Genomic DNA, 23,635 nt, shown 5'->3' on the forward strand with positions numbered 1-23,635 from the left:
GTGCAAGGCAGCCACCGGCGCGCAGTTGCTTCGAGACGCGCTTGACAAAGTACGTCTACTTTCTGCTACAGTTGGACGTTGCGCTGGCTGCCTCCTGTCCATCTTTGATCCTCCTCACGGCCACTACAGGTTCTCCAACGAACCGCGTTGTGTGTGCTGCGGTGATCGCCGATCCAGGTTGTCACCAGCGAACGGCCCATCAAGCCACTCACCGCACAACCAGGTAGTGAAACGTCGTGTTGGAAGGACGCATCTTGGCAGTCAACCGCCAGTCCACCTCAACCATCCCCGGCGCGCCGCATCGCGCGTCTTTTGCCAAAATCAGCGAGCCGCTGGAGGTACCCGGCCTCCTCGACCTCCAACTCGATTCCTTCGAATGGCTCGTCGGTTCCCCGGAGTGGCGCGCGAAAGCAATCGCGCGCGGCGAGGAGAACCCGACCGGAGGCCTCGAAGACATCCTGCACGAGCTGTCCCCGATCGAGGACTTCTCCGGATCGATGTCGCTGTCCTTCTCCGACCCGCACTTCGACGAGGTCAAGGCCTCCGTCGAGGAGTGCAAGGACAAGGACATGACCTACGCGGCGCCGCTGTTCGTCACCGCGGAGTTCATCAACAACAACACCGGTGAGATCAAGTCGCAGACCGTGTTCATGGGCGACTTCCCGATCATGACCGACAAGGGCAGCTTCATCATCAACGGCACCGAGCGTGTCGTGGTGAGCCAGCTGGTCCGTAGTCCCGGCGTCTACTTCGACTCCGCGATCGACAAGGCCACCGAGAAGACCCTGCACACCGTCAAGGTCATCCCGGGCCGCGGCGCATGGCTCGAGTTCGACGTCGACAAGCGCGACACCGTCGGCGTGCGCATCGACCGCAAGCGCCGTCAGCCGGTCACCGTGCTGCTCAAGGCGCTCGGCTGGACCACCGAGGAGATCACCGAGCGTTTCGGTTTTTCCGAGATCATGATGTCGACCCTGGAGAAGGACAACACCGCCAACCAGGACGAGGCGCTGCTCGAGGTCTACCGCAAGCTGCGTCCGGGTGAGCCGCCGACCAAGGAGTCCGCGGAGAACCTCCTGGAGAACCTGTTCTTCAAGGACAAGCGCTACGACCTCGCCCGCGTCGGCCGCTACAAGGTCAACAAGAAGCTCGGTCTGACCGACACCCCGATGTTCGGCGAGTCGACCCTCACCCGTGAGGACATCGTCGCCACCGTCGAGTACCTGGTGCGTCTGCACGAGGCCGATCCGCACATCACCACGTACATGACCGTTCCCGGTGGTGTCGAGGTGCCCGTCGAGGTCGACGACATCGACCACTTCGGCAACCGTCGTCTGCGTACCGTCGGCGAGCTGATCCAGAATCAGATCCGCGTCGGCCTCTCGCGTATGGAGCGTGTCGTGCGGGAACGCATGACCACCCAGGACGTCGAGGCGATCACGCCGCAGACCCTGATCAACATCCGTCCCGTCGTGGCGGCGATCAAGGAGTTCTTCGGCACCAGCCAGCTGTCGCAGTTCATGGACCAGAACAACCCGCTGTCGGGTCTGACCCACAAGCGTCGCCTGTCGGCGCTGGGCCCGGGTGGTCTGTCCCGTGAGCGCGCCGGCCTCGAGGTTCGCGACGTGCACCCCAGCCACTACGGCCGGATGTGCCCGATCGAGACTCCCGAGGGTCCGAACATCGGTCTGATCGGTTCGCTGTCGGTGTACGCGCGGGTCAACCCGTTCGGCTTCATCGAGACCCCGTACCGCAAGGTCGTCGAGGGTGTCGTCACCGACGAGATCCACTACCTGACCGCCGACGAAGAGGATCGTTACGTCAAGGCCCAGGCAAATGCCGCGGTCGACGCGAACGGCCGCTTCACCGAGGACCGCGTGTCGGTTCGTAAGAAGGGTGGCGAGGTCGAGCTCGTCGGCTCCGATCAGGTCGACTACATGGACGTGTCGCCGCGCCAGATGGTGTCGGTCGCGACCGCGATGATCCCGTTCCTCGAGCACGACGACGCGAACCGTGCCCTCATGGGTGCCAACATGCAGCGTCAGGCCGTGCCGCTGGTGCGCAACGAGTCGCCGCTGGTCGGTACCGGCATGGAGTTGCGTGCCGCCGTCGACGCCGGTGATGTGGTGGTCTCCACCAAGACCGGTGTGGTCGAGGAGGTCTCCGCCGACTACATCACCGTGATGTCGGACGACGGCACCCGCGACACCTACCGGATGCGCAAGTTCGCCCGGTCCAACCACGGCACCTGCGCCAACCAGCGTCCCATCGTGGACGAGGGCCAGCGCGTGGAGTCGGGTCAGGTCCTGGCCGACGGTCCGTGCACCGAGAACGGTGAGATGGCGCTCGGCAAGAACCTGCTCGTGGCGATCATGCCGTGGGAGGGTCACAACTACGAGGACGCGATCATCCTGAGCCAGCGGCTCGTGGAGGAGGACGTGCTCACCTCGATCCACATCGAGGAGCACGAGATCGACGCCCGCGACACCAAGCTCGGTGCCGAGGAGATCACCCGGGACATCCCGAACGTCTCCGACGAGGTCCTCGCCGATCTCGACGAGCGCGGCATCGTGCGCATCGGTGCGGAGGTTCGCGACGGCGACGTCCTGGTCGGCAAGGTCACCCCGAAGGGCGAGACCGAGCTGACCCCGGAGGAGCGTCTGCTGCGTGCCATCTTCGGTGAGAAGGCCCGCGAGGTGCGCGACACCTCGCTCAAGGTTCCGCACGGTGAGACCGGCAAGGTCATCGGCGTCCGCGTCTTCAGCCGCGACGACGACGACGATCTCGCACCCGGCGTCAACGAGCTGGTCCGCGTCTACGTGGCCCAGAAGCGCAAGATCCAGGACGGCGACAAGCTCGCCGGCCGCCACGGCAACAAGGGCGTCATCGGCAAGATCCTGCCCGCCGAGGACATGCCGTTCCTGCCGGACGGCACCCCGGTCGACATCATCCTGAACACCCACGGTGTACCGCGTCGTATGAACATCGGCCAGATCCTGGAAACCCACCTCGGGTGGGTCGCCAAGGCCGGCTGGAACATCAACGTGGCCAGCGGGGTTCCGGACTGGGCGTCGCGTCTGCCCGAGGACATGTACTCGGCCGAGCCCGACACCAACACCGCCACCCCGGTGTTCGACGGTGCCCGCGAGGAGGAGCTGACCGGACTGCTGTCCTCGACGCTGCCGAACCGCGACGGTGACGTCATGGTCAACGGCGACGGCAAGGCGACACTGTTCGACGGTCGTTCCGGCGAGCCGTTCCCGTACCCGGTGTCGGTCGGCTACATGTACATCATCAAGCTGCACCACCTGGTGGACGACAAGATCCACGCGCGTTCCACCGGGCCGTACTCGATGATCACGCAGCAGCCGCTCGGCGGTAAGGCGCAGTTCGGTGGTCAGCGCTTCGGTGAGATGGAGTGCTGGGCCATGCAGGCCTACGGCGCCGCCTACACCCTGCAGGAGCTGCTCACCATCAAGTCGGACGACGTGGTCGGCCGCGTGAAGGTGTACGAGGCGATCGTCAAGGGCGAGAACATCCCGGAGCCCGGTATCCCCGAGTCGTTCAAGGTGCTGCTGAAGGAACTTCAGTCGCTGTGCCTGAACGTCGAGGTGCTCAGCTCCGACGGTGCGGCCATCGAGATGCACGACACCGACGACGAGGATCTGGAACGCGCTGCGGCCAACCTCGGAATCAACCTGTCGCGCAACGAGTCCGCCACCGTGGACGACCTCGCGAACTGACCTGCCGACGACCCTTATTGACAGAGCTCTGGAAAGGTAACAAGTGCTCGACGTCAACTTTTTCGACGAACTGAAGATCGGCCTCGCCACGGCCGACGACATCCACAACTGGTCGTACGGTGAGGTCAAGAAGCCCGAGACCATCAACTACCGCACGCTCAAGCCGGAGAAGGACGGCCTGTTCTGCGAGAAGATCTTCGGGCCGACTCGCGACTGGGAGTGCTACTGCGGCAAGTACAAGCGCGTGCGCTTCAAGGGCATCATCTGTGAGCGCTGCGGCGTCGAGGTGACCAAGGCCAAGGTGCGCCGTGAGCGCATGGGCCACATCGAGCTGGCCGCGTCGGTCACGCACATCTGGTACTTCAAGGGTGTGCCGAGCCGGCTGGGCTACCTGCTCGACCTGGCGCCGAAGGATCTCGAGAAGATCATCTACTTCGCCGCCTACGTCATCACCTCGGTGGACGACGAGCTCCGTCACAACGAGCTCTCGACCCTCGAGGCTGAGATGGAGGTCGAGAAGAAGGCCGTCGCCGACCAGCGCGACATCGATCTCAACGAGCGTCAGCAGAAGCTCGAGCAGGATCTCGCCGAGCTGGAGGCCGAAGGCGCCAAGGCCGACGTCCGCCGCAAGGTCAAGGACGGTGCCGAGCGCGAGATGCGTCGCATGCGTGACGCGGCTCAGCGTGAGCTCGACGCACTCGAGGAGCTGTGGGACAAGTTCGTCAAGCTCGCCCCGCGTGACCTCATCATCGACGAGAAGCTCTACCACCAGCTCGTCGAGCGGTACGGGGAGTACTTCACCGGGTCGATGGGTGCCGAGGCCATCAAGAAGCTGCTCGAGACCTTCGACATCGACGCCGAGGCGGAGTCGCTGCGCGACACCATCCGCAACGGCAAGGGTCAGAAGAAGCTGCGTGCGCTCAAGCGACTGAAGGTCGTGGCCGCGTTCCAGCAGTCGGGCAACTCGCCGCTGGGCATGATCCTCGACGCGGTGCCGGTGATCCCGCCGGAGCTGCGTCCGATGGTTCAGCTCGACGGTGGCCGCTTCGCGACCTCCGACCTCAACGACCTGTACCGCCGTGTCATCAACCGCAACAACCGCCTCAAGCGACTGATCGACCTCGGTGCTCCCGAGATCATCGTCAACAACGAGAAGCGGATGCTGCAGGAGTCGGTGGACGCGCTCTTCGACAACGGCCGCCGCGGCCGTCCGGTCACCGGACCGGGCAACCGTCCGCTGAAGTCGCTGAGCGATCTGCTGAAGGGCAAGCAGGGCCGGTTCCGTCAGAACCTGCTCGGCAAGCGCGTCGACTACTCGGGCCGTTCGGTCATCGTGGTCGGCCCGCAGCTCAAGCTGCACCAGTGTGGTCTGCCCAAGCTGATGGCGCTCGAGCTGTTCAAGCCGTTCGTGATGAAGCGTCTCGTCGACCTGAACCAGGCGCAGAACATCAAGTCCGCCAAGCGCATGGTCGAGCGTCAGCGCCCGGCCGTGTGGGACGTCCTCGAAGAGGTCATCGCCGAGCATCCGGTGCTGCTCAACCGTGCTCCGACGCTGCACCGCCTGGGTATTCAGGCGTTCGAGCCGCAGCTCGTCGAGGGCAAGGCCATCCAGCTGCACCCGCTGGTGTGTGAGGCGTTCAACGCCGACTTCGACGGTGACCAGATGGCCGTGCACCTCCCGCTGTCGGCGGAGGCGCAGGCCGAGGCACGCATCCTGATGCTGTCGTCGAACAACATCCTGTCGCCGGCGTCGGGCCGTCCGCTCGCCATGCCGCGTCTGGACATGGTGACCGGTCTGTACTACCTGACCACCCTCAAGGAGGGCGCGGTCGGCGAGTACACGCCTGCCACCTCCGACGACGTCGAGCGCGGTGTGTACTCGAGCCCGGCCGAGGCCATCATGGCCGTCGACCGTGGTGCGCTGACCGTGCAGTCGCAGATCAAGGTGCGTCTGACCGACCAGCGTCCGCCTGCCGACCTCGAGGCGCAGCTCTTCCCCGAGGGGTGGAGCTACGGTCAGGCCTGGGATGCGGAGACCACGCTGGGTCGTGTGCTGTTCAACGAGCTGCTCCCGGTGGAGTACCCGTTCGTCAACGAGCAGATGCCGAAGAAGCGTCAGGCCGTGATCATCAACGATCTGGCCGAGCGCTACCCGATGATCGTGGTCGCCCAGACCGTCGACAAGCTCAAGGATGTCGGCTTCTATTGGGCCACCCGTTCGGGCGTCACCGTCTCGATGGCCGACGTGCTGGTCCCGCCGGCCAAGGCGGAGATCCTCGACAAGTACGAGGAGCGGGCCGACGGCCTGGAGCGCAAGTTCCAGCGCGGTGCGCTCACCCCGGACGAGCGTCGCGACGCCCTGGTCGAGATCTGGAAGCAGGCCACCGAAGAGGTCGGTGCGGCCATGGAGGCGCACTACCCGGATGACAACCCGATCCCGATGATCGTGAAGTCGGGTGCGGCGGGCAACATGACCCAGATCCGCTCGCTGGCGGGCATGAAGGGTCTGGTGACCAACCCGAAGGGTGAGTTCATCCCGCGTCCGATCAAGTCCTCGTTCCGCGAGGGCCTGACCGTGGCCGAGTACTTCATCAACACGCACGGCGCCCGTAAGGGTCTGGCCGACACCGCGCTGCGTACCGCCGACTCGGGTTACCTGACCCGTCGTCTGGTGGACGTGTCGCAGGACGTCATCGTGCGCGAGGTGGATTGCGGCACCGAGCGTGGCATCACCACGACGATCGCCGAGAAGCAGGCCGACGGCACGCTGATCCGCGACGCGCACGTGGAGACCTCCACCTACGCGCGGACCCTGGCCGCCGATGCGCTCGACGAGAACGGCAACGTCATCGTCGAGCGTGGACACGACCTCGGCGATCCGGCCATCGAGGCTCTCCTCGGCGCCGGCATCACCCAGGTCAAGGTGCGCTCGGTGCTCACCTGCGGCACCGGAACCGGTGTGTGTGCGTCGTGCTACGGCCGTTCGATGGCCACCGGCAAGCTCGTCGACATCGGCGAGGCCGTCGGTATCATCGCGGCCCAGTCGATCGGTGAGCCCGGTACCCAGCTGACGATGCGTACGTTCCACCAGGGTGGCGTCGGTGACGACATCACCGGTGGTCTGCCGCGTGTCCAGGAGCTCTTCGAGGCGCGCGTCCCCAAGGGCGTCGCACCGATCGCGGAGGTCTCCGGCCGGGTGCGCCTGGAGGACGACGACCGCTTCTACAAGATCACCATCGTCCCCGACGACGGTTCCGAGGAAGTGGTCATCGACAAGATCTCCAAGCGTCAGCGCCTGCGTGTGTTCAAGCACGACGACGGTTCCGAGCGGCTTCTCGCCGACGGTGACCACGTCGAGGTCGGCCAGCAGCTCATGGAGGGCTCGGCCAACCCGCACGAGGTGCTCCGCGTGATGGGTCCCCGTCAGGTCCAGGTCCACCTGGTCAACGAGGTCCAGGAGGTCTACCGCAGCCAGGGTGTGTCGATCCACGACAAGCACATCGAGACCATCGTGCGTCAGATGCTGCGTCGCGTGACGATCATCGATCACGGCACCACCGAGTTCCTGCCCGGTTCGCTCGTCGAGCGTGCCGAGTTCGAGGCGGCCAACCGCACGGTCGTCTCCGAGGGTGGCGAGCCGGCGGCCGGACGTCCGGTGCTGATGGGTATCACCAAGGCATCGCTCGCGACCGAGTCGTGGCTGTCGGCGGCGTCGTTCCAGGAGACCACTCGTGTCCTGACCGATGCGGCCATCAACAGCCGCAGCGACAAGCTGATCGGTCTCAAGGAGAACGTGATCATCGGTAAGCTGATCCCGGCCGGTACCGGCATCAACCGGTACCGCAACATCCAGGTTCAGCCGACCGAGGAAGCGCGTGCCGCGGCCTACGCGGTGCCGTCCTACGACGACACCTACTACAGCCCGGACGGCACCTTCGGTGCCCCGGCCGGTGCTGCGGTGCCGCTGGACGACTACGGCTTCTCCAACGACTACCGGTAGTCAATAGCCCAAACACCAAGCGGCCCCCGCACTCTCGCGAGTGCGGGGGCCACTTGCTTTGTGCGGAATCTGCGTAGGAAACCTGTACGCGGGAGCCGAGCCGTGTGCACTGTGCACCTCGCTCGGCTCGGGCGTACAGATTTCGGAGCGGGTGTCAGGTGCGTTCGGCCGAATCCGCCTGCAGGCGAATGCCTTCCAGTAGCAGTTCGAGTCCCGAACGGAACTGGTCGATGCCCTCGTGCCCGTCGAACTCGTCGACGATGTAGTGCATGAAGGGGTAGTCGGTGGCGTCCAGCGATCGCCATTGGTCGGCGATGGCGTGAAGGTGATCGGCGGCCGCGACCTCGCCGTCGACCACCTCCGGTGGCGGGACCTGACCGAGATCGGCCGCCACCCCGATCACGTAGCCCAGTACTGCGGACACGGCGTGAAATGTCTTGCGGGGGGAGAGGTTCAGGCGCATCATCTGTTCGCCGAGGCGCTCGTAGAACACCAATCCGTTTGCTTGGATGGTCGTGTTGCGCATGAAATATGCTGCGAGCCAGGGGCGCTGCGCGACGGTGGTGAACAGGCCCACCGCCAGCGCCCGGACGTTGTCGAGGGGGTCGGCGTCGGCGTCGAGGCTCGAGGTCTCGACGAGTACGTCGGCGATCACGTGGTCGGTCGCGAGATTGAGCAACTCCTCCTTGTTGGACACGTACCAGTAGATGCTGCCGACACCGCCGCCGAGTCGTGCGGCGAGCGCGCGGAAGGTCAGGGCCGGCTCGCCGGACTCGTCGAGGATCGCGACGGCCGCCTCGACCACGGCGTCGAGCGAGTGCGACGCGCGGCGTCGAGTGCGGCTTGCTCCGGGTGCCATGCCGTCTATCCCATCACACCTCCGATTGCGCCTTGCCAGAAGACCGAACAACGTTCTATTCTCGAACCATGTTCAATAACCGAACAACGTTCGATAGGAGGTGTTCCGATGACTTCGGTAACTGAAACAGTCCCGACCCGGACTTATGGGTCGCTGCGAGCCGCGTGGATCCCGCTGGCCGCCCTGTGCTTGGCGTTCTTCGTGGAGATGGTCGACAACACGCTGCTCACCATCGCGTTGCCGACCATCGGCCGCGACCTCGGCAGCGGTACCACCGCGCTGCAGTGGGTGACCGGTGCGTACTCGCTGACCTTCGGCGGCCTGCTGCTCACCGCGGGGTCGGCCGCCGACCGGCTCGGCCGACGCCGCGTGCTGCTCTACGGCCTCGCGGCCTTCGGCCTGATCAGCCTGCTGGTGGTGTTCGTCCATTCAGCAGGTGAACTGATTGCGCTTCGCGCCGCGCTCGGCGTCGCTGCTGCTGCGATGGCCCCGATCACCAACTCGCTGGTGTTCCGGCTCTTCGACGACGAGCAGCTGCGAATGCGGGCGATGACGATCATGATCGTCGTCGGCATGAGCGGATTCATCCTCGGGCCGCTGCTCGGCGGTACTGCGCTGGCACACGTCAGCTGGGAATGGCTGCTCGTCGTCAACGCGCCGATCGCGCTCATCGCCTGGATCGGCGTGCGGATGGGCGTCGCGGCCGACCGCCCCGAAGACCTCACGGGCGACCGGCTCGACCTGCCCGGCGCGGTGCTGAGTATCGCGACCATCGGACTGGCGTGCTACATGCTGACCAGCGGCGTCGAATTCGGCTGGGCGTCGATCGTCACTCTTGGTTGCGCGGTCGGTGCCGTGCTAGCGCTCGTCGGCTTCATCTGGCACGAGCGTCGGGCGTCGCAGCCGATGCTGGACCTCACGATCTTCCGGTCCGGCACGGTCCGCGGGGCGTCGATCGCCCAGATCGGCACGTCGATCGCGATGGCCGGCGTGATGTTCGGCCTGATCCTGCATTTCCAGTACGCCTACGGCTGGAGCCCGGTCAAGGCCGGGCTCGCGAACCTGCCGATGATCATCACGATGATCGCGGCGACCCCGATCTCCGAGGGCCTCGCTCGAAAGTACGGACATCGCATCGCGTGCCTCGTCGGGGCGGTGCTGCTCGGTGGTTCACTCGCCGGCCTTGCGTGGGCGGTCGACCACGGCTACCTGCCGATCGCGATCTTCATGGTCACGCTCACCATCGGCCTGCGGACGGTCATGACCATCTGCGCGGTCGCGCTGGTCGCCGCGATGCCCGAGAATCGCACGTCGATTGGGACCGCACTCAACGACACCGCGCAGGAAGTCGGCACAAGTGTCGGTACTGCTGTGGTCGGCACCTTGATCGCGGCGCTTGTGACGGTGAGTTTGCCTGCGGGAGTGTGGAGCAACGAGTTGGTGACCTCGTTCTTCCACGGCGAGCGGGTCACCTACGCGATCCTGGCGGTGATCGTCGGCCTGGTCGCCGGGTTCGGTGCGATGACGCTGACCGACTCGCACGAGACCGAGGAGCAGCACTGAACCTCGCTGATCCTGTTCGGCCGGCTCGACTCGTGCAAGGACGAGGATCTGACCGGTAACACGAACGGTCGCACGCTGTGCGGTGTATACGCAGTCACCGATCCGTCGGCCACGGTGAGCGCTGCCTCGGTGACGGCGTTCGATTCGCGCGGCTCGACGTCGGACGCGGCGTTGTACACCTGGAAGAGCTGACCCGGTCGGAGTGCTGCTTCAGCCCACCGGCAATGTGGTGATGGTGTTGGTGCGCAAAAGGAATCGGTAGTAGCTGCCGCCGGGATAGAAGGCCGGGGTCACGGTGTGCGACACCATGTCCGACGACCAGTGCGTGGCGAGGGTGCGGATCACCCGGCCGTTGCGTGGCCGGGGCGCACCGAGCCCCGACAACACCCCGATCAGGTCCGTCGACTCCATCTCGACGTCGATGTGGATGCCGGTCACCAGGCGCACACCCAGGAACTTCTGGTGCGTGGTGCGCTGCAGGATCGACACACCGATGCCGAAGGTGTTGGAGAACGACGGCTGCGACGCGATGACCCGGATCGGCAGGCGTGCGGCGGCGAGGTCGGCGGCCGCGGTGACGAAGTGGCTGCCGAAGAACGAGTTGACCGGGTCGAACAGCATCAGTCCCCGCAGGCGCCGGTAGGCGGTGGGGTCCGCGATGCGCAGGGCGTCGGCGGCCATCAGCACGAACTCGCCGCCCGCGGAGTGACCGGAGAAGATCATCGGCCCCGGCATGGCGACGTCGCGGTGCCGCGAGGCTGCCGCACTTCGAAGGCTGCGGGCGAGTGGGCTGTCGGGTTCCGAGGCGTGCCCGAACACGTCGGCGATCGTGCGTGCGAAGGCGGCGTTGTCGGCGATGTTGTACGCGACCCCGCACCCGGCGAGGTTGACGGAGTCGAGATCGGGGGCCACCACCAGAAACCCGCCGGCTGCGTAGGCACGCGCCATGGTGTCCAGGTTGCGTGCCGAGCGTGAGAACCCGTGCTGCAACCACACCAGCGCGGTGGGCTGTCGGGCTGGGATGTACCAGTGGGCCCTGAGGGTCACCGGTTGGCGGGCGCAGGTCGCGGTGATCGTGGACTGAGCCGTTGTGACCGAGGGCGACGACCCTGCGCGATCGGGCGCGAGCAACCCGAGGCAGAGCGCGACGATGACGGTCGTGATCGCTACGAGAGCGATGCGCGTCGTGGTTGTGTGTGAACCCCGGTGCATGTGTGTGAGCGTATGCCGGTCTGCGCCTTCCCGGCGCGACATTCTCCCGCCACGACCGGTGAGACGGCCCGTGCTGTCCTACTCTCACGGTGTGCAGCCCAATCGGCCGGTGACGATCTTCGGTCCCGACTTCCCGTTCGCCTACGACGACTGGATCACCCATCCGTCGGGGATCGGGTCGGTGCCGCCGGATGCCCTCGGCTCGGAGGTCGCCATCATCGGCGCGGGGATGGCCGGCATGGTCGCGGCCTACGAGCTGATGAAAATCGGGCTGCGGCCGGTGGTCTACGAGCCAGAACGAATCGGTGGGCGCCTGCGGTCGGAGCACTTCGTACCCGGGGAACCGGAGGTCGCCGAGCTCGGGGGTATGCGGTTCCCGGCGTCGTCGTCGACCTTCTTCCACTACGTCGACAAGTTCGGACTGCGGACGCGTCCATTCCCGAATCCGTTGACCGAGGCGGCCGGCAGCACCGTCATCGACCTCGGTGGGGAAACGCTCTACGCCCGCAGTCTCGACGATCTGCCGCCGATCTACACCGAGATCGAAAAGGCCTGGGACAGTGCGCTGGAACGCGTTGCCGGATTCTCTGCGCTGCAGGACGCGATTCGCGAGCGTGACCGCCCGAGACTGAAAGAGCTGTGGAACCGGTTGGTGGTCGATTGGGACGACCGGAGCTTCTACGATTTCCTCGCCACCTCCGACGAGTTCGGTTCGCTGAGCTTCCGTCACCGGGAGTTGTTCGGCCAGGTCGGCTTCGGCACCGGCGGTTGGGATTCCGACTTCGCCAACTCGATGCTGGAGATCTTTCGGGTGGTGGTCACCAACTGCGACACCGATCAGCATCTCATCGTCGGCGGCGTCGAACAGCTACCGCGCCGGCTGTGGTCGGAGAGTCCGCCCAAGATCGCACATTGGCCCGTCGGCACGAGTTTGTCGTCGCTGCACAGCGGCGTGCCCCGCGCGGGAGTGGCCGCGGTGCGCCGCCTCGGCCCGGACCGCATCGAGATCGTCGACACCTGGGGCCACTCCCACGTGTACCCGGCCGTCATCGCCACCTGCCAGGCGTGGCTGCTCTCGACCGAGATCGAGTGCGACGAAAGCCTGTTCAGTCAGGATCTGTGGATGGCCCTCGACCGTACCCGGTACATGCAGTCGTCCAAGACGTTCGTGATGGTGGACCGACCGTTCTGGTTGGACCGGGACCCGGCGACGGGCCGTGATGTGCTCAGCATGACGTTGACCGACCGGTTGACCCGCGGCACCTACCTGTTCGACAACGGGCCCGACCGGCCCGGCGTCATCTGCCTGAGCTACACGTGGATGAGCGACGCGCTCAAGGTGCTGCCGCACCCGGTGGACAAGCGGGTCTCGTTGGCGCTGGACGCATTACGCAAGATCTATCCCGACGTCGACATCGCCGAGCACATCGTCGGGCGGCCGATCACAGTCAGCTGGGAGAACGAACCACACTTCCTTGGGGCGTTCAAGGGCGCGCTCCCCGGACACTATCGCTACAACACGCGGATGTACGGCCACTTCCACGGGCAGGATCGACTGCCCGACGCCGAGCGCGGCATCTTCATCGCGGGCGACGACGTGTCGTTCATGCCCGCCTGGGTCGAAGGGGCGGTGCAGACCGCGCTCAACGCCGTATGGGGTGTGATCCACCATTTCGGTGGCGCCTCGCACCCCGACAACCCCGGTCCGGGCGACTGTTATGCCGACCTCGGACCGATCGACATCGGGTTGTGACCGAATGACCGATATCCTCCGAATAGCGCTTTGGCAGTGCGAGTCTCAGCCAGGATGCGTCGGCGACAATCTCGATCGTCTCGAATCGGCCGCGATGGAGGCCGCCGCACGATCCGCGGATCTGCTGATCACTCCCGAGATGTTCGTCACCGGGTACAACATCGGTGCCGACGCGGTGCGCGCGCTCGCCGAGCCTCCGGATGGTCCGATCGCCCAATGGGTTTCCGACATCGCTGTCCGGTCGGGTGTCGCAGTGCTGTACGGGTGCGCCGAGATCGGCTCCGACGGTCGGGTATTCAATACGATCAGGCTGGTGGACCGTGGCGGGACGGTCGTAGCGACACACCACAAGACGCACCTGTTCGGCGACGTCGACCGGGCGATGGTCGATGCGGGCGACGTTGCGCCACCTGTCGTTTCGCTGAACGGATGGCGCCTCGGGTTGTTGACCTGCTACGAGGTCGAATTCGGTGAACTCGTGCGGTCGCTTGCGGTGCGCGGCGCCGAGGTGGTGTGTGTGCCGACCGCCAACATGATCGCCTACGACGTGGTGCAGGACGTGCTGCTCCCGGCGCGAGCTCTGGAGAGTCAAGTGTTCATCGCCTACGCGAATTACTGTGGTTCAGAAGGAGATCTGCAGTATGGCGGGCGTAGCGTCGGCGTCGCTCCGACGAGTGAGAGCATCGCCACTGCCGGTCGCGAGTCGGCCCTTGTGGTCCTCGACGTCGACCGAACGGTGTTGGAGACGTCGCGGGCGCGGTACCCGTACTTGCGGGACCGTCGTCCGGAGATCTATTGACACCGTTCGGCAAGACACTTTCGGCCCCCGCTCGTGGTGAGCGGGGGCCGAATTCGGGGGAGGGGGGTGTCAGAGGACGTCGAGGTCGCCGTCTCCGTCGGTGTCGGTGAGGGCGGTCTCGAATTCGCCGTCGCCGTCGGTGTCGAATGCGCCGGTGTCGGCGATGCCGTCGCCGTCGGTGTCGAAGGCTGCGCCGTCGTCGAACTGGCCGTCGCCGTCGAGGTCGTAGGTGACCTCGACCAGTCCGTCGCCGTTGACGTCGGTGACCAGGCCGTCGATGGTGCCGTTGTTGTCGTAGTCTTCGCCGACGGCGTCGGTGGTGCCGTTGCCGTCGAGGTCGATCTTCGTTCCTGCCATGATGTCTTCTCCTTGTGTGTGGGCGGTGATCGGCTCGAGTGCCGTTCTGTGGATAGGAGGGCCGCCGGCGCCGGAATGTTCCAGGGGTGTCCCCACACATTCAGATGAATGACACGATTACCGCTCCACGGAGAACCGAATCGCTGCGCGCGCCTGCGCTGCCAGCGCCGAACCGGCACCCAACGGCCAACGGTGCATGACGTAGTCGGCTGCGGCGTCGACGTTGAGCTGGCGGCTGGAATTGCCGGTGCGCACCCACAATTCGGGTAGTGCGTTCTTACCCGGCTTCAGGTAGACGGGCTGCGGTGAAGGTACGCAGGTGATTCGGCAGACCGGCTGCGAACCGTCTTGAACCGCAACATCTTCGATGGAGACCCCGACGGAGGCGGCAGAGTTCTGGCCGAGCGTCGTGGTGAGCAGGTCGCGCAACCACAGTTCGAAGCGGTCGGCGTCGGGGACCTTGAGCGTCGCGTAGTCGGGGTCGAGACCGAGAGGTGTGCCGTCGTCGTCGACGCCGATCAGGAGTGTGCCGCCGTCGGCGTTGACGAACGCCGCGATGGTCTTCGCGATGACGTGCTCCATCTTCGGATCTTTCTGTCCGGTGCGCAGATTGATGCGCGCGGTGGACTTGAACTCGACGCGGTCGGACTCGCCCTGCGCGATGAGGTCGGTGATCGGGGCGTGCTGTTGACGCTGGAAGCGGGCGGCGACGGCGCCGTAGATCGCGACCACGACGATCGACCCGGCGAGCGCCAACAGGATGGTGACCGGATTCAGCACCCGGATGTGACGGTCGATGAGGCCGGCGACCAGCAGTCCCACCGTCGACCCGAGCATCGACAGCACGATGCATGTCGTGAGTTCGAGGTGTGCGTGGCGGCGCAATACCAGTCTGGCGACCCCGGCGAAGACCATCGCGACCGCCAGCACGATGAGGATGCCGATGGCCGCGGTCCACACCGGGACCGCCGTCTCGATCTCGGTGGTGTCGGCCACGGGGCGGATGCCGCCGCCGGCGGCCAGGTTCAGAAACGAGTCGTCGCGCACCCGGCCAGTATCGCCAACCGCGCCGGCCGGCATCGCCGACCCCCACCCTCGGAAAGCTGTACCTGTCAGCCCGACGAGACGCACTGTGCACTCGGCTGGGCTGCCACGTACGGATTTCGGTAGGTCAGAGGGTCGGCGACGAACACGTCTGATCAGCCCTGGTCGCGGTACGGGAGGAACTGCACGTTCCAGTGGTTGCCGTCGGGGTCGTCGAAGTAGACGAAGTGCCCCCACGGCTGAATGTCGACGTCGCTGACCTCGATGCCCGCGTCGACGAGGTGTTGGTGGGCGGCGTTGATGTCGGAGACGCAGAGCATCAGGGTGCCGGCATTCGGTGGTGCGGCGTCGACCAGGCCCTTGCCGAAGGCGATCGAACATCCCGATCCAGGCGGTGTCATCTGGACGAATCGGATGTCGTCACTGGGGGACTGGTCGTGGTCGGCGTGGAATCCGACGCGCGTGTAGAAGTCCTTTGCCCGGTCGACGTCGGTGACGGGGAGAAAAGCGACTTCGAGTGTCCAGTCCATGATGTCGGTCCTTCGCTGTGGTGATGTTGATGACAAGACCTATCATCGCGGGTATCGAGGACAGCTTCGGTCCTCGTTACCACCTGAAGCGCGTGTTCCTCATCTTCTACTGCTCGTTGAGCAATTTCCGGTGCTACCAGATCAACGGTCAGTACGCCCGGGGCCTGCCGAGCCACTGCTACTGGATCCACCAGCGAGTCAACTCGCGGGTGACCACCGGAATCTGCAACAAGTTCTTGCACTGACCGGCAGGCGCAGCAAAGGCGGTCCCACCAGTCGTGGGACCGCCTTTCGTGCGCCTGCGCCCTTCGGCGCTCACACCGAGAATCCCGGTGTGCCTGGGCACACCGGGATTCTCCGGGGTCACGCTACATCACACGTCGACGTTGCCATCTTCGTCGACGGTGGCGTCGGCGACCTCGTTGCCTTCCGAGTCGACAACCGTGTCGAAGGTGCCGTCGAAGTCGGTGTCGACCGCAATGACGTCGGCCTCGGCGTCACCGTCCACGTCGTAACCGACGGCGTCGATTTCGCCGTCCTCATTGGTGTCGACGGAGATCTCGACGAGGCCGTCGTTGTTCACGTCGGTGATGACGGCGTCGTCGACGCCGTCATTGTCGGTGTCGACCACCAGTGCATCGGTCACGCCGTCGCCGTCGACGTCCACGGGGGTTGGTTCGGTCATTGTTCGGTCCTATCGGGTTGGTGTTGCCGATTGATGTTGTATCGATTGGAGTGCTGGGAGTTCGAAAATGTTCCCGGTCCCTGCAAAAGACTCGGCGGCGAGGCACGGGCACTCATCGCACGTCCGCCAACAGGTCCTGCAGGATGTCGCGCGCGCGGGAGATCCGGCTGCGAACGGTCTGGACGCCGATGCCTTGCGCCTCGGCGATCTCGGCATAGCTCAGGTCGCCGTATACGCGCAGGACGAACGTGGCCCGATATGCGTCCGGCACCCGGCTCAGCGCGTCCTGGATGCGGTCGGACAATACGATGCCGGACGTGAAGTCGACCGTCGACACCGGTTGGTGGTCGTCGATGTCGTCGGTGTCGGGGCGCTTGCGGATCTGGGCGAGTGCAGCATTCGACGCGATACGGAACAGCCAGGTCGACAGCTTGGCGTCGCCGCGATACCGGCCGATGGCGCGCCACGCCGCGACCAGCGCGTCCTGCAGCGCATCCTCGGCGTCGTGCGGATTGCCCGTGATGCGCAAGCAGATCGCCCACATCCGGTCGCGTTGCGCCTCGACGAGTTCACCGAAGGCGCGCTGATCACCCGTACGCGCACGATCGATGAGTTCGGTTTCTGCGGAACCATTCTCGGCAGCTTCCAGCCCTGGGGCGATGGGTTCCGATGACGGCATGTCAGGCCTCGAAACGTGGGTGGGAGCCGGTCCGGGCGGGCACCCGCTCATGGTAGAGCCGGTGCGGGTTTGCCGCAGTTCATCCGACATTTCCGGTACTTCGGGCAGCGGCCGTAACGTGAAGGTCAGATGTCGATGTCGTCGACATCGTCGGCAGCTGCCGCATCGTGGTCATCGTCGAACGACGCGGCCTCGTCCCAGACCCCCGCGTCGTCGACGACGAAGTCGGCGTCGTCGTCGACCGTCTCCACCTCGGGAGAGTCGACATCGACGTCGGTCTCTTCGCCGACCGGCTCGGTGAGATCATCGTCGACCTCATGCGCCGGATCGAAGGAGCCGGCCAACGTGGTCGCCCAGACGTCGTCGGGGACGGTCAGTGCGCCCGGGTCGTTGGCGATCAACCACGCGTCGAAGTCATCGGGTGTATCGGTCATCGCTGCTGCTCCTGATCGTCATATCCTCTTGGAGAGACGGGGCGGCGAAAAAGTTCCCGACTATCCGAAGGCGGTATCGCGTGGGCCGGCGCATCACCCTGCGGGGCAGGATCGAGCAGTTGCTCGACGAGGTGGCGCAGATCTCCGGCGATGCCGAACTCGTCAGCGGATTGCGCGCCCAGTTGGCCCATCCGCTGACCGTCGCGCTCGTGGGACGGGTCAGCTCGGGCAAGTCGACGCTGCTCAATGCCCTGGTCGGGGATCGGGTGGCGCCGACCGACCGTGCGGAGTGCACACAGGTCGCGACCCTCTACGCGGCCGGGTCGCCGCAGCGCATCGAGGTGATCGGCCTCGACGGTTCGGTCGAGGAGTTACCCGGCCCGATGCGCGGCGAGCTCGGCCGGGCACCCGAGGAGATCGACCACGCCGTCGCCTACATTCCGTCGCGATTGCTGCGCGACACCTTCCAGGTGATCGACACACCAGGGTTGTCGGGCTTCACCGGCACCGCGGAAATCGCGACGCGACGTGTGTTCGGCGGTGGGTCGACGACACCGCGCGGCGGCCTGCCCCGCCCCGACGTCATCCTGTTCCTGCTCGACGACGCGGCCGGTCCCAAGGACGACGAGGTGGAGTTCCTCCAGACCTGCGGAGCGTCGGCCCAGAACACCATTCTCGTTCTCTCCCAAGCGGATCTGATCGCCGCCGACGCGCCGATGGTGAAGGCGCAGGAGATCGCCCGCCGGATCTGGCGCCGATTCGGAGCCATAGCGGGTGCCGTGGTGGCGATCTCCGGGTTGATGGCCGAGGCGGGTGTCTGTGGGCTGACCGAGCGGGAGACCGCGCAGATCGCGCGTCGGGGCCAGATCGAGAGCTGGGAGCTGCTGTCGATCCTCGACGGCAGTGTCCCGCCGCCACCCGGTGTGTCCGTCGACGACCTCGCGCGTGTCGAAGAACTCGTCGGGGCCTACGCGATGGATGCGGGTGCCGAGATTGCCGCACAGGGTGCGCAGGCGTTCTGCGACTGGTGTCACCACGCGTCGGGTCTCGCTGAACTGCGTCTGGCGATCGGGCGACGATTCGTCGCGGTGGGCGACGTGCTCAAGGCGCGGACGACGATCGCCGAGCTGCGGGCGGCGGCCTACCGGAGCCCGAATCGGGACGCGATCCTGGGCGCGATCGAGGACACCGAGAGCACGCCGGAGGCACATCGTTTGCGCGAGGTGGCCGCGGTGGAGTCGCTGGCCCGCTGGCAGCCCGACAGCGACGTGATCGGCGAACTGACCTACGCCATCGCCGTGCGCAGCGTCCACCAGTTGCTGTCGTTGCCGCCGGGTGCCCCGCCCGCGCAGATCGAGGACGTCGCGCGCCAACGCGCCGCCGACGCCCGCGCACGCCGGTCGCTGGCCGCGTCGTCGGCCGAGCGGGAGGCGCTGCTGGTGCTCGAGCAGACCTATCAGCTGGTGCGCCGCGGCCTCTGGGCCAGTTGATGTGTGAGCCTGTGTGACATGAGAACGGAGTGCACCTCATGAGCGAGAAGGTCGCCGGCAAAGCCGAACCCGCTGCGGGCAAGGCCACCGTGAATGCCGATGCCGTGCTGCAGAGCGCGCTCGACCTGCTCCGCAAACACGGCGAGGGCGAGGTTGCCGAACGGGCCCTGCAGGTGCGGGCGCGTCCCGCCCCGGAGGGCAGTGTGGTGGTGGTCGGCGAGGTGAGCCGCGGGAAGAGTTCTCTGGTCAATGTCCTTGCCGGACAACCAGGTCTGGCTCCGGTCGACACCGAGATCACCACCGCGGTCTACGTCCGGTTCGTCCCGGCCACGCCGGACCTCGACCTGGGTGCCGCAGAGATCGAGTTCCCTGGACTGACCCGGACCATCGCTGCCGCCGAGTTGTCCGAGTGGGTGACCGTCGACGGTCGTCATGCCGACGGTGCCGCCATCGTCGCCGACGAGGCCGCGGACGGGGGCACGGTCGGGTTGCCGGTGGTCGGCGCGCGCGTCGCCATCGATTCGACCCTGCTGCCCGACACGATCATCGTCGACACACCGGGGGTCGGTTCCCTGGTCGCCGAACATGTCCAGGCGGCGGTGACGGCTTCCCGCGGTGCCGGCGTCCTGCTGATGGTGTGCGACGCGACCGCCCCCATGAGCGCCCCGGAACTGACTTTCCTCAACACGATCAGCGCGGAGATCGCCTCGGTGGTGCTGGTGGTCACCAAGATCGACCTGGTGATGCGGCAGTGGCGCACGATCGTCGCCGAGAACCGCGCCCTCATCACCAGCCACGCCCCGCGCTTCGCGCACATCCCGATCATCGGTGTGTCCAATCGGATCGCCGAGCAGGCGACCGCGATCACCGACCCCGAACGAGCACGACGCGCGCTGGACGCGTCGGGTATCGCCGAGCTGGCACACACGCTCACGTCGTTGGTGCGGGGCTCGGCAGACTCGTCCGTGCGCAACGCCCTGCAGGTGACCTTCGTCGGACTCGACGACGTACGCGGCCGGTTGGTGCTGGAGATCAAGGCGACCGCCGCCGCCCCGCAGATCAAAGCGGAGGTGGAGGCCGAACGTGATCGGCTGCAACAACTTCGGGCGCGAAAACAGGAGTGGGCGCACCGGTTGCAGCAGCAACTGACCGAGTTGGCGGTCCGAGCCGACGACCTGCTGCGCGACGAGTTCGAGACCCTGGTGACCCAGTGGTCCATGCGGATCGACAAGTTGAAGTTCTACGAACCGCACCGCGCGTCGAAGGAGTTGGTCGGGCAGATGACCGTCGACCTGGAAGCGGCCGCGCGCACCGTCAGCGAGATGTTCGTGGCCGGTGTGGAGGAGATCGCCGATGACCTGTTCGACGACGCCGAGATCCGGGGGTCGGTGCTGACGCGGCTGTCGGAGGGTGACGAGCTGGCCCTGCGCGGGCAGCAGAAGGTGTCGCCGTGGAAGAACATGGTCGATCCGATCCTGCTCAGTGCCATGGCCGCCGGCGGGCCGCTCGCCTTGATCCCCGGCGTCAACCTGGTGGCCGTGCCCATCTGGTCGGGCATCGTCATCGGCTTCCGGGCCTCGCGGGTGGGCAAGGAGAACCACCGCAAGTGGCTGACCAAGGCCGCGAACGACATGAAGGCCGATCTGCGGTCACAACTGAAGGCGATGAACGGCCAGGCGGTCGGCGAACTGCGCATCGCCTATGGCGCGCTCCTGGAGAAGCGGATCGCCGAGTCGACGGCGATCATCAACGAGGCGGCCGCGGAATCCAAGAAGTCGACCGCGCAGCGTCAGCAGACGGTCAACGAGTTGCGCACCCAGGTGACGGCCATCGACGGTGTGCGCAAGTCGATCGCGACGGTGCTGCGCACCCGTCCCGCTCCATAGACTGCTCAGCCGGCGGAGAGGCTGCCAGGTGTCCGGGTGTGGAACCATGGGCAGATCGCCGCGGCGCGTGTGAAAGTGTTCTGTACAGAGGAGGTGCCCGGTGCCAGAGGACGTCAAACGGCGGCTGTGCATCGACTTCGGCACCAGCAACACCGCCGCGGCCTACCGCGTGGGCGTCGCCGAACCCGTCGTCGTGCCGCTGTCACGCGAGGGAGTCGCAATGCCGTCGGCCGTGTTCGCCGACGGCGACTCGCTGTCCGTCGGCGCCGCGGCCATCGCGAGTCGGCTGCAGCGTCCAGATGCCTTCGAAGGCACCCCGAAGTCCCGCATCGCCGAGGGCGAGGTCGAACTCGGTGATCGCTTCTGGCCGGTCGAGGATCTGATCGGTGCGGTCCTTCGTCACGTCCATCACGCGGCGCTGCGGCACAGCGGACTGCCGGCATTCGACTCGGTCGTCCTGACCCACCCCGACAAGTGGAGCGAGCGTCGCAAGCGCGTCCTGCGCCACGGCGCCGAACGCGGTGGCATCCGCCCGGACCAGATCCGGTTGGCGTCGGAGTCGCTGGCCGCCGCGTGGTACTACGTGTATCGGGGTCACGACGTCTCGCCGGGTGAACGGATGTGTGTCTTCGACTTCGGCGCCGGAACCTGCGACGTTGCCGTGCTCATGCGTGACACCGACGGCAGCTTCACCGTCGTCGGCTCTGGCGGTGACAACTACCTCGGTGGTCGCGATTTCGATGTGCGCTTGCTGCGCTGGGTCTCCGACGAGGCTGCCGAACTCGACCCTGCACTGCCGGAACGACTGCGCGGCAACGCAAATCAGCTCATCCTGGCCGAGAAGGTGCGGATGGCCAAGGAGGCGTTGTCGGAGAACTCGCAGGCGGCGATCGAGTTGCCCGACGTCGGACGCTCGCTGCTGCTCACCCGCCGCGAGTTCGAATCCATGGTCGCGCCGTTCGTCGAACGTGCCACCGAACTCACGCGCGAGGCCATCAAGGGGGCCGACGCGGTGCAGGGTGCGCAGGCCTCGGACAAGCCTTCCGAGCGATTGGCGGTCTACGTGACCGGCGGAACCAGCAGCATTCCGGCCGTGCAGGCAGCGCTGTCGGCGGTCGGCCGGGTGGCGCGGATCGGTGACCCGAAAGTCGTTGTCGCGCAGGGTGGACTGCTGCGATCGACGAACGTCGAGGTACCGGCGTCGGCGGCGATATCAGTGATCGGCGCCGCCCGGAACCAGGCCGGCAACCGGATCACCTTCCCGCAGGCCCAACCCGGCTCGATGGTGTCTGCGGTGCACGTGCGCAACGGGCAGCCGGTTCGTACCGGGGCCGCGTTGGCGACCGTCGACATGCCGTCGGGCAGGGCGGTATTGGAAGCTCCGTGCGATGGGGTGGTGGACGGGGTGAACCTGCGGCCGGGGGTGCCTGTGTCGCCCGGGGCCGTGTTCATGGTGATCGGACCGCCCGATCTGCCGCACGGCGCCTGGGCATCGCTGCACCGCGTGCCGGCGCGGTTCTCGTCCAATGGCGGCCGGCCGGCCGGGCGTGCTCCTCATGTCCGGCCGATCGGTCCGCGAGAATCCCGCTGAGGGATTCACGCTGAGAGATTCGCAGGTAACTTCGATCACAATCTGGGCTTTACACGGGCCCCGCCATACCCTAACGTAGGCTACGCATCGGTAACCTACTCACGGGTAGCGCCGTCGCAGGGGGTCATTGGGGGAGCAGACACGCTCTCGTGCAACAGTTCTGGCTTGTCGCTGGTTCAAGGCGAGCGAAGCGACGCGGAGTTTCGCTGCGGGGCGAGCGAAGCGACGGGGAATTTCGCTGCGGGGCGAGCGAAGCGACGGGGAACCTTACATCCGGTCGGGGTTGAGGGGAGGGCTTTGATGACCGATGTACTTGACCTGTACCTGCCGCAGCGCACCACGAAGCGGTATCTCGGGGCTGCCGCGTTGCTCGAGGCCATCGAGATCGAGCAACTGATCGTTGTGCCGGGTCTCAACGCATTGCTCGCCCAGCCCAGCCGGTTCGGCTTGGCCGGGGAAACGGCGGCAGCGTTGGCCGCGACACTTCGGCAGCACGTCCGCACCGTCGCGCAACTGAAGACGATGGCGCTCGAAATTCTGGGCGAAACACGATGTAGCGCAGCACATATGAACAAGATGCCATCGTCTCTGCCGGTTCGCGGACTGGCGACGATCATGGCGCACCCGCGCCGCGCCGACGACCCGGATGTGCGCGCGATCGTCTCGATCGGGTTCGCATTGGTCGCCGTGCATGCCGTGACAGATCCGACGAACTGCACCACCGCGTCGCCGGCGCTCAATCTGGTCCCGCCGCCGCTGCATCGGGATCGGTCGCTGTTGGGCCGGGTTCTGGCACGAGCACTCCCGGGACTGGATGCGGAGTCGGCGATGCTCCTGACACTGTACGTGACCAAGGCGAGCTCGTTCTTCGCTGCCGCCGAGCGCCGCCGCGGGGACACCGAGGAGTTCTCGCTCGTGCGCTACAACCCGCATGCGTTACGCGCGACATGCCAGCGCATCGGTTTGCGCACAAGGCAATTACGCATCGCACAGCCGTGAGATGCGCGTTC

18 protein-coding genes are annotated in these 23,635 nt (G+C 66.1%); 10 read left to right on the forward strand and 8 right to left on the reverse strand.

The features are described from left to right. Nucleotides 1-254: 254 nt before the first annotated feature. Together rpoB and ACWDTF_RS08305 are read left to right on the forward strand one after the other, a co-directional pair. Nucleotides 255-3,743 carry a DNA-directed RNA polymerase subunit beta gene (gene rpoB, locus ACWDTF_RS08300; RefSeq protein WP_240860131.1) on the forward strand — a complete coding sequence of 1,163 codons (3,489 nt, stop codon included), beginning with the start codon at nucleotides 255-257 and terminating at the stop codon, nucleotides 3,741-3,743. A gap of 43 nt (nucleotides 3,744-3,786) precedes the next feature. Continuing rightward, nucleotides 3,787-7,743 (forward strand): DNA-directed RNA polymerase subunit beta', encoded by a 3,957-nt coding sequence (locus ACWDTF_RS08305; RefSeq protein ID WP_240860132.1) that lies wholly within the window; start codon nucleotides 3,787-3,789, stop codon nucleotides 7,741-7,743. A gap of 154 nt (nucleotides 7,744-7,897) precedes the next feature. On the opposite strand, the gene ACWDTF_RS08310 is transcribed toward ACWDTF_RS08305, so the two are convergent. After that, nucleotides 7,898-8,602, reverse strand: a complete 705-nt coding sequence (locus tag ACWDTF_RS08310; protein WP_449754265.1) for a TetR/AcrR family transcriptional regulator — start codon at nucleotides 8,600-8,602, stop codon at nucleotides 7,898-7,900. A 108-nt stretch (nucleotides 8,603-8,710) separates the two neighbouring features. Here ACWDTF_RS08310 and ACWDTF_RS08315 point away from each other — a divergent pair, with 108 nt between their 5' ends. Beyond that, nucleotides 8,711-10,165 (forward strand): MFS transporter, encoded by a 1,455-nt coding sequence (locus ACWDTF_RS08315; RefSeq protein ID WP_355275506.1) that lies wholly within the window; start codon nucleotides 8,711-8,713, stop codon nucleotides 10,163-10,165. Between the two features lie 210 nt (nucleotides 10,166-10,375). Here the strand turns inward: ACWDTF_RS08315 and ACWDTF_RS08320 are convergent, their stop codons facing one another. Continuing rightward, complete coding sequence (locus ACWDTF_RS08320; RefSeq protein ID WP_355275508.1) at nucleotides 10,376-11,377, reverse strand: alpha/beta hydrolase family protein; 1,002 nt, start codon at nucleotides 11,375-11,377, stop codon at nucleotides 10,376-10,378. A gap of 91 nt (nucleotides 11,378-11,468) precedes the next feature. On the opposite strand from ACWDTF_RS08320, the gene ACWDTF_RS08325 reads away from it, so the two are divergent. Beyond that, nucleotides 11,469-13,130 carry a flavin monoamine oxidase family protein gene (locus ACWDTF_RS08325; RefSeq protein WP_355275510.1) on the forward strand — a complete coding sequence of 554 codons (1,662 nt, stop codon included), beginning with the start codon at nucleotides 11,469-11,471 and terminating at the stop codon, nucleotides 13,128-13,130. Between the two features lie 4 nt (nucleotides 13,131-13,134). Continuing rightward, the gene (locus ACWDTF_RS08330) at nucleotides 13,135-13,929 is read left to right on the forward strand and encodes a carbon-nitrogen hydrolase family protein (protein ID WP_355275512.1); all 795 of its coding nucleotides are present in this window, start codon (nucleotides 13,135-13,137) and stop codon (nucleotides 13,927-13,929) included. Nucleotides 13,930-13,998: 69 nt separating this feature from the next. On the opposite strand, the gene ACWDTF_RS08335 is transcribed toward ACWDTF_RS08330, so the two are convergent. From ACWDTF_RS08335 to ACWDTF_RS08345, 3 genes are all read right to left on the reverse strand, one after another. Continuing rightward, on the reverse strand, nucleotides 13,999-14,286 hold the full coding sequence (locus tag ACWDTF_RS08335; RefSeq protein WP_355275514.1) for a hypothetical protein: 288 nt from the start codon (nucleotides 14,284-14,286) through the stop codon (nucleotides 13,999-14,001). Between the two features lie 117 nt (nucleotides 14,287-14,403). After that, the gene (locus ACWDTF_RS08340) at nucleotides 14,404-15,282 is read right to left on the reverse strand and encodes an AlbA family DNA-binding domain-containing protein (protein WP_355275538.1); all 879 of its coding nucleotides are present in this window, start codon (nucleotides 15,280-15,282) and stop codon (nucleotides 14,404-14,406) included. Nucleotides 15,283-15,485: 203 nt separating this feature from the next. Continuing rightward, nucleotides 15,486-15,860 (reverse strand): VOC family protein, encoded by a 375-nt coding sequence (locus ACWDTF_RS08345; protein WP_355275516.1) that lies wholly within the window; start codon nucleotides 15,858-15,860, stop codon nucleotides 15,486-15,488. A gap of 29 nt (nucleotides 15,861-15,889) precedes the next feature. On the opposite strand from ACWDTF_RS08345, the gene ACWDTF_RS08350 reads away from it, so the two are divergent. Then, nucleotides 15,890-16,105, forward strand: a complete 216-nt coding sequence (locus tag ACWDTF_RS08350; RefSeq protein WP_433258206.1) for a hypothetical protein — start codon at nucleotides 15,890-15,892, stop codon at nucleotides 16,103-16,105. Nucleotides 16,106-16,233: 128 nt separating this feature from the next. Here the strand turns inward: ACWDTF_RS08350 and ACWDTF_RS08355 are convergent, their stop codons facing one another. The 3 genes from ACWDTF_RS08355 to ACWDTF_RS08365 form a co-directional block, all read right to left on the reverse strand. Next, complete coding sequence (locus ACWDTF_RS08355; protein WP_355275520.1) at nucleotides 16,234-16,545, reverse strand: hypothetical protein; 312 nt, start codon at nucleotides 16,543-16,545, stop codon at nucleotides 16,234-16,236. Nucleotides 16,546-16,657: 112 nt separating this feature from the next. Beyond that, nucleotides 16,658-17,224, reverse strand: coding sequence for an RNA polymerase sigma factor (locus ACWDTF_RS08360; protein WP_355275522.1), 567 nt, complete (start codon nucleotides 17,222-17,224; stop codon nucleotides 16,658-16,660). Between the two features lie 125 nt (nucleotides 17,225-17,349). Further along, nucleotides 17,350-17,658, reverse strand: coding sequence for a hypothetical protein (locus ACWDTF_RS08365; protein ID WP_355275524.1), 309 nt, complete (start codon nucleotides 17,656-17,658; stop codon nucleotides 17,350-17,352). Nucleotides 17,659-17,738: 80 nt separating this feature from the next. Here ACWDTF_RS08365 and ACWDTF_RS08370 point away from each other — a divergent pair, with 80 nt between their 5' ends. The 4 genes from ACWDTF_RS08370 (at nucleotide 17,739) to ACWDTF_RS08385 (ending at nucleotide 23,624) form a co-directional block, all read left to right on the forward strand. Then, nucleotides 17,739-19,148, forward strand: coding sequence for a GTPase (locus tag ACWDTF_RS08370; protein WP_449754266.1), 1,410 nt, complete (start codon nucleotides 17,739-17,741; stop codon nucleotides 19,146-19,148). 38 nt (nucleotides 19,149-19,186) lie between these two features. Then, nucleotides 19,187-21,034, forward strand: a complete 1,848-nt coding sequence (locus ACWDTF_RS08375; RefSeq protein ID WP_355275528.1) for a dynamin family protein — start codon at nucleotides 19,187-19,189, stop codon at nucleotides 21,032-21,034. A gap of 100 nt (nucleotides 21,035-21,134) precedes the next feature. Continuing rightward, on the forward strand, nucleotides 21,135-22,625 hold the full coding sequence (locus ACWDTF_RS08380; protein ID WP_355275530.1) for an Hsp70 family protein: 1,491 nt from the start codon (nucleotides 21,135-21,137) through the stop codon (nucleotides 22,623-22,625). 300 nt (nucleotides 22,626-22,925) lie between these two features. After that, entirely contained in the window at nucleotides 22,926-23,624 is a 699-nt protein-coding gene (locus ACWDTF_RS08385; protein WP_355275532.1) for a hypothetical protein, read from the forward strand. The last annotated feature ends 11 nt before the right edge of the window (nucleotides 23,625-23,635 follow it).

The organism is Gordonia sp. NPDC003422, assembly GCF_053588675.1.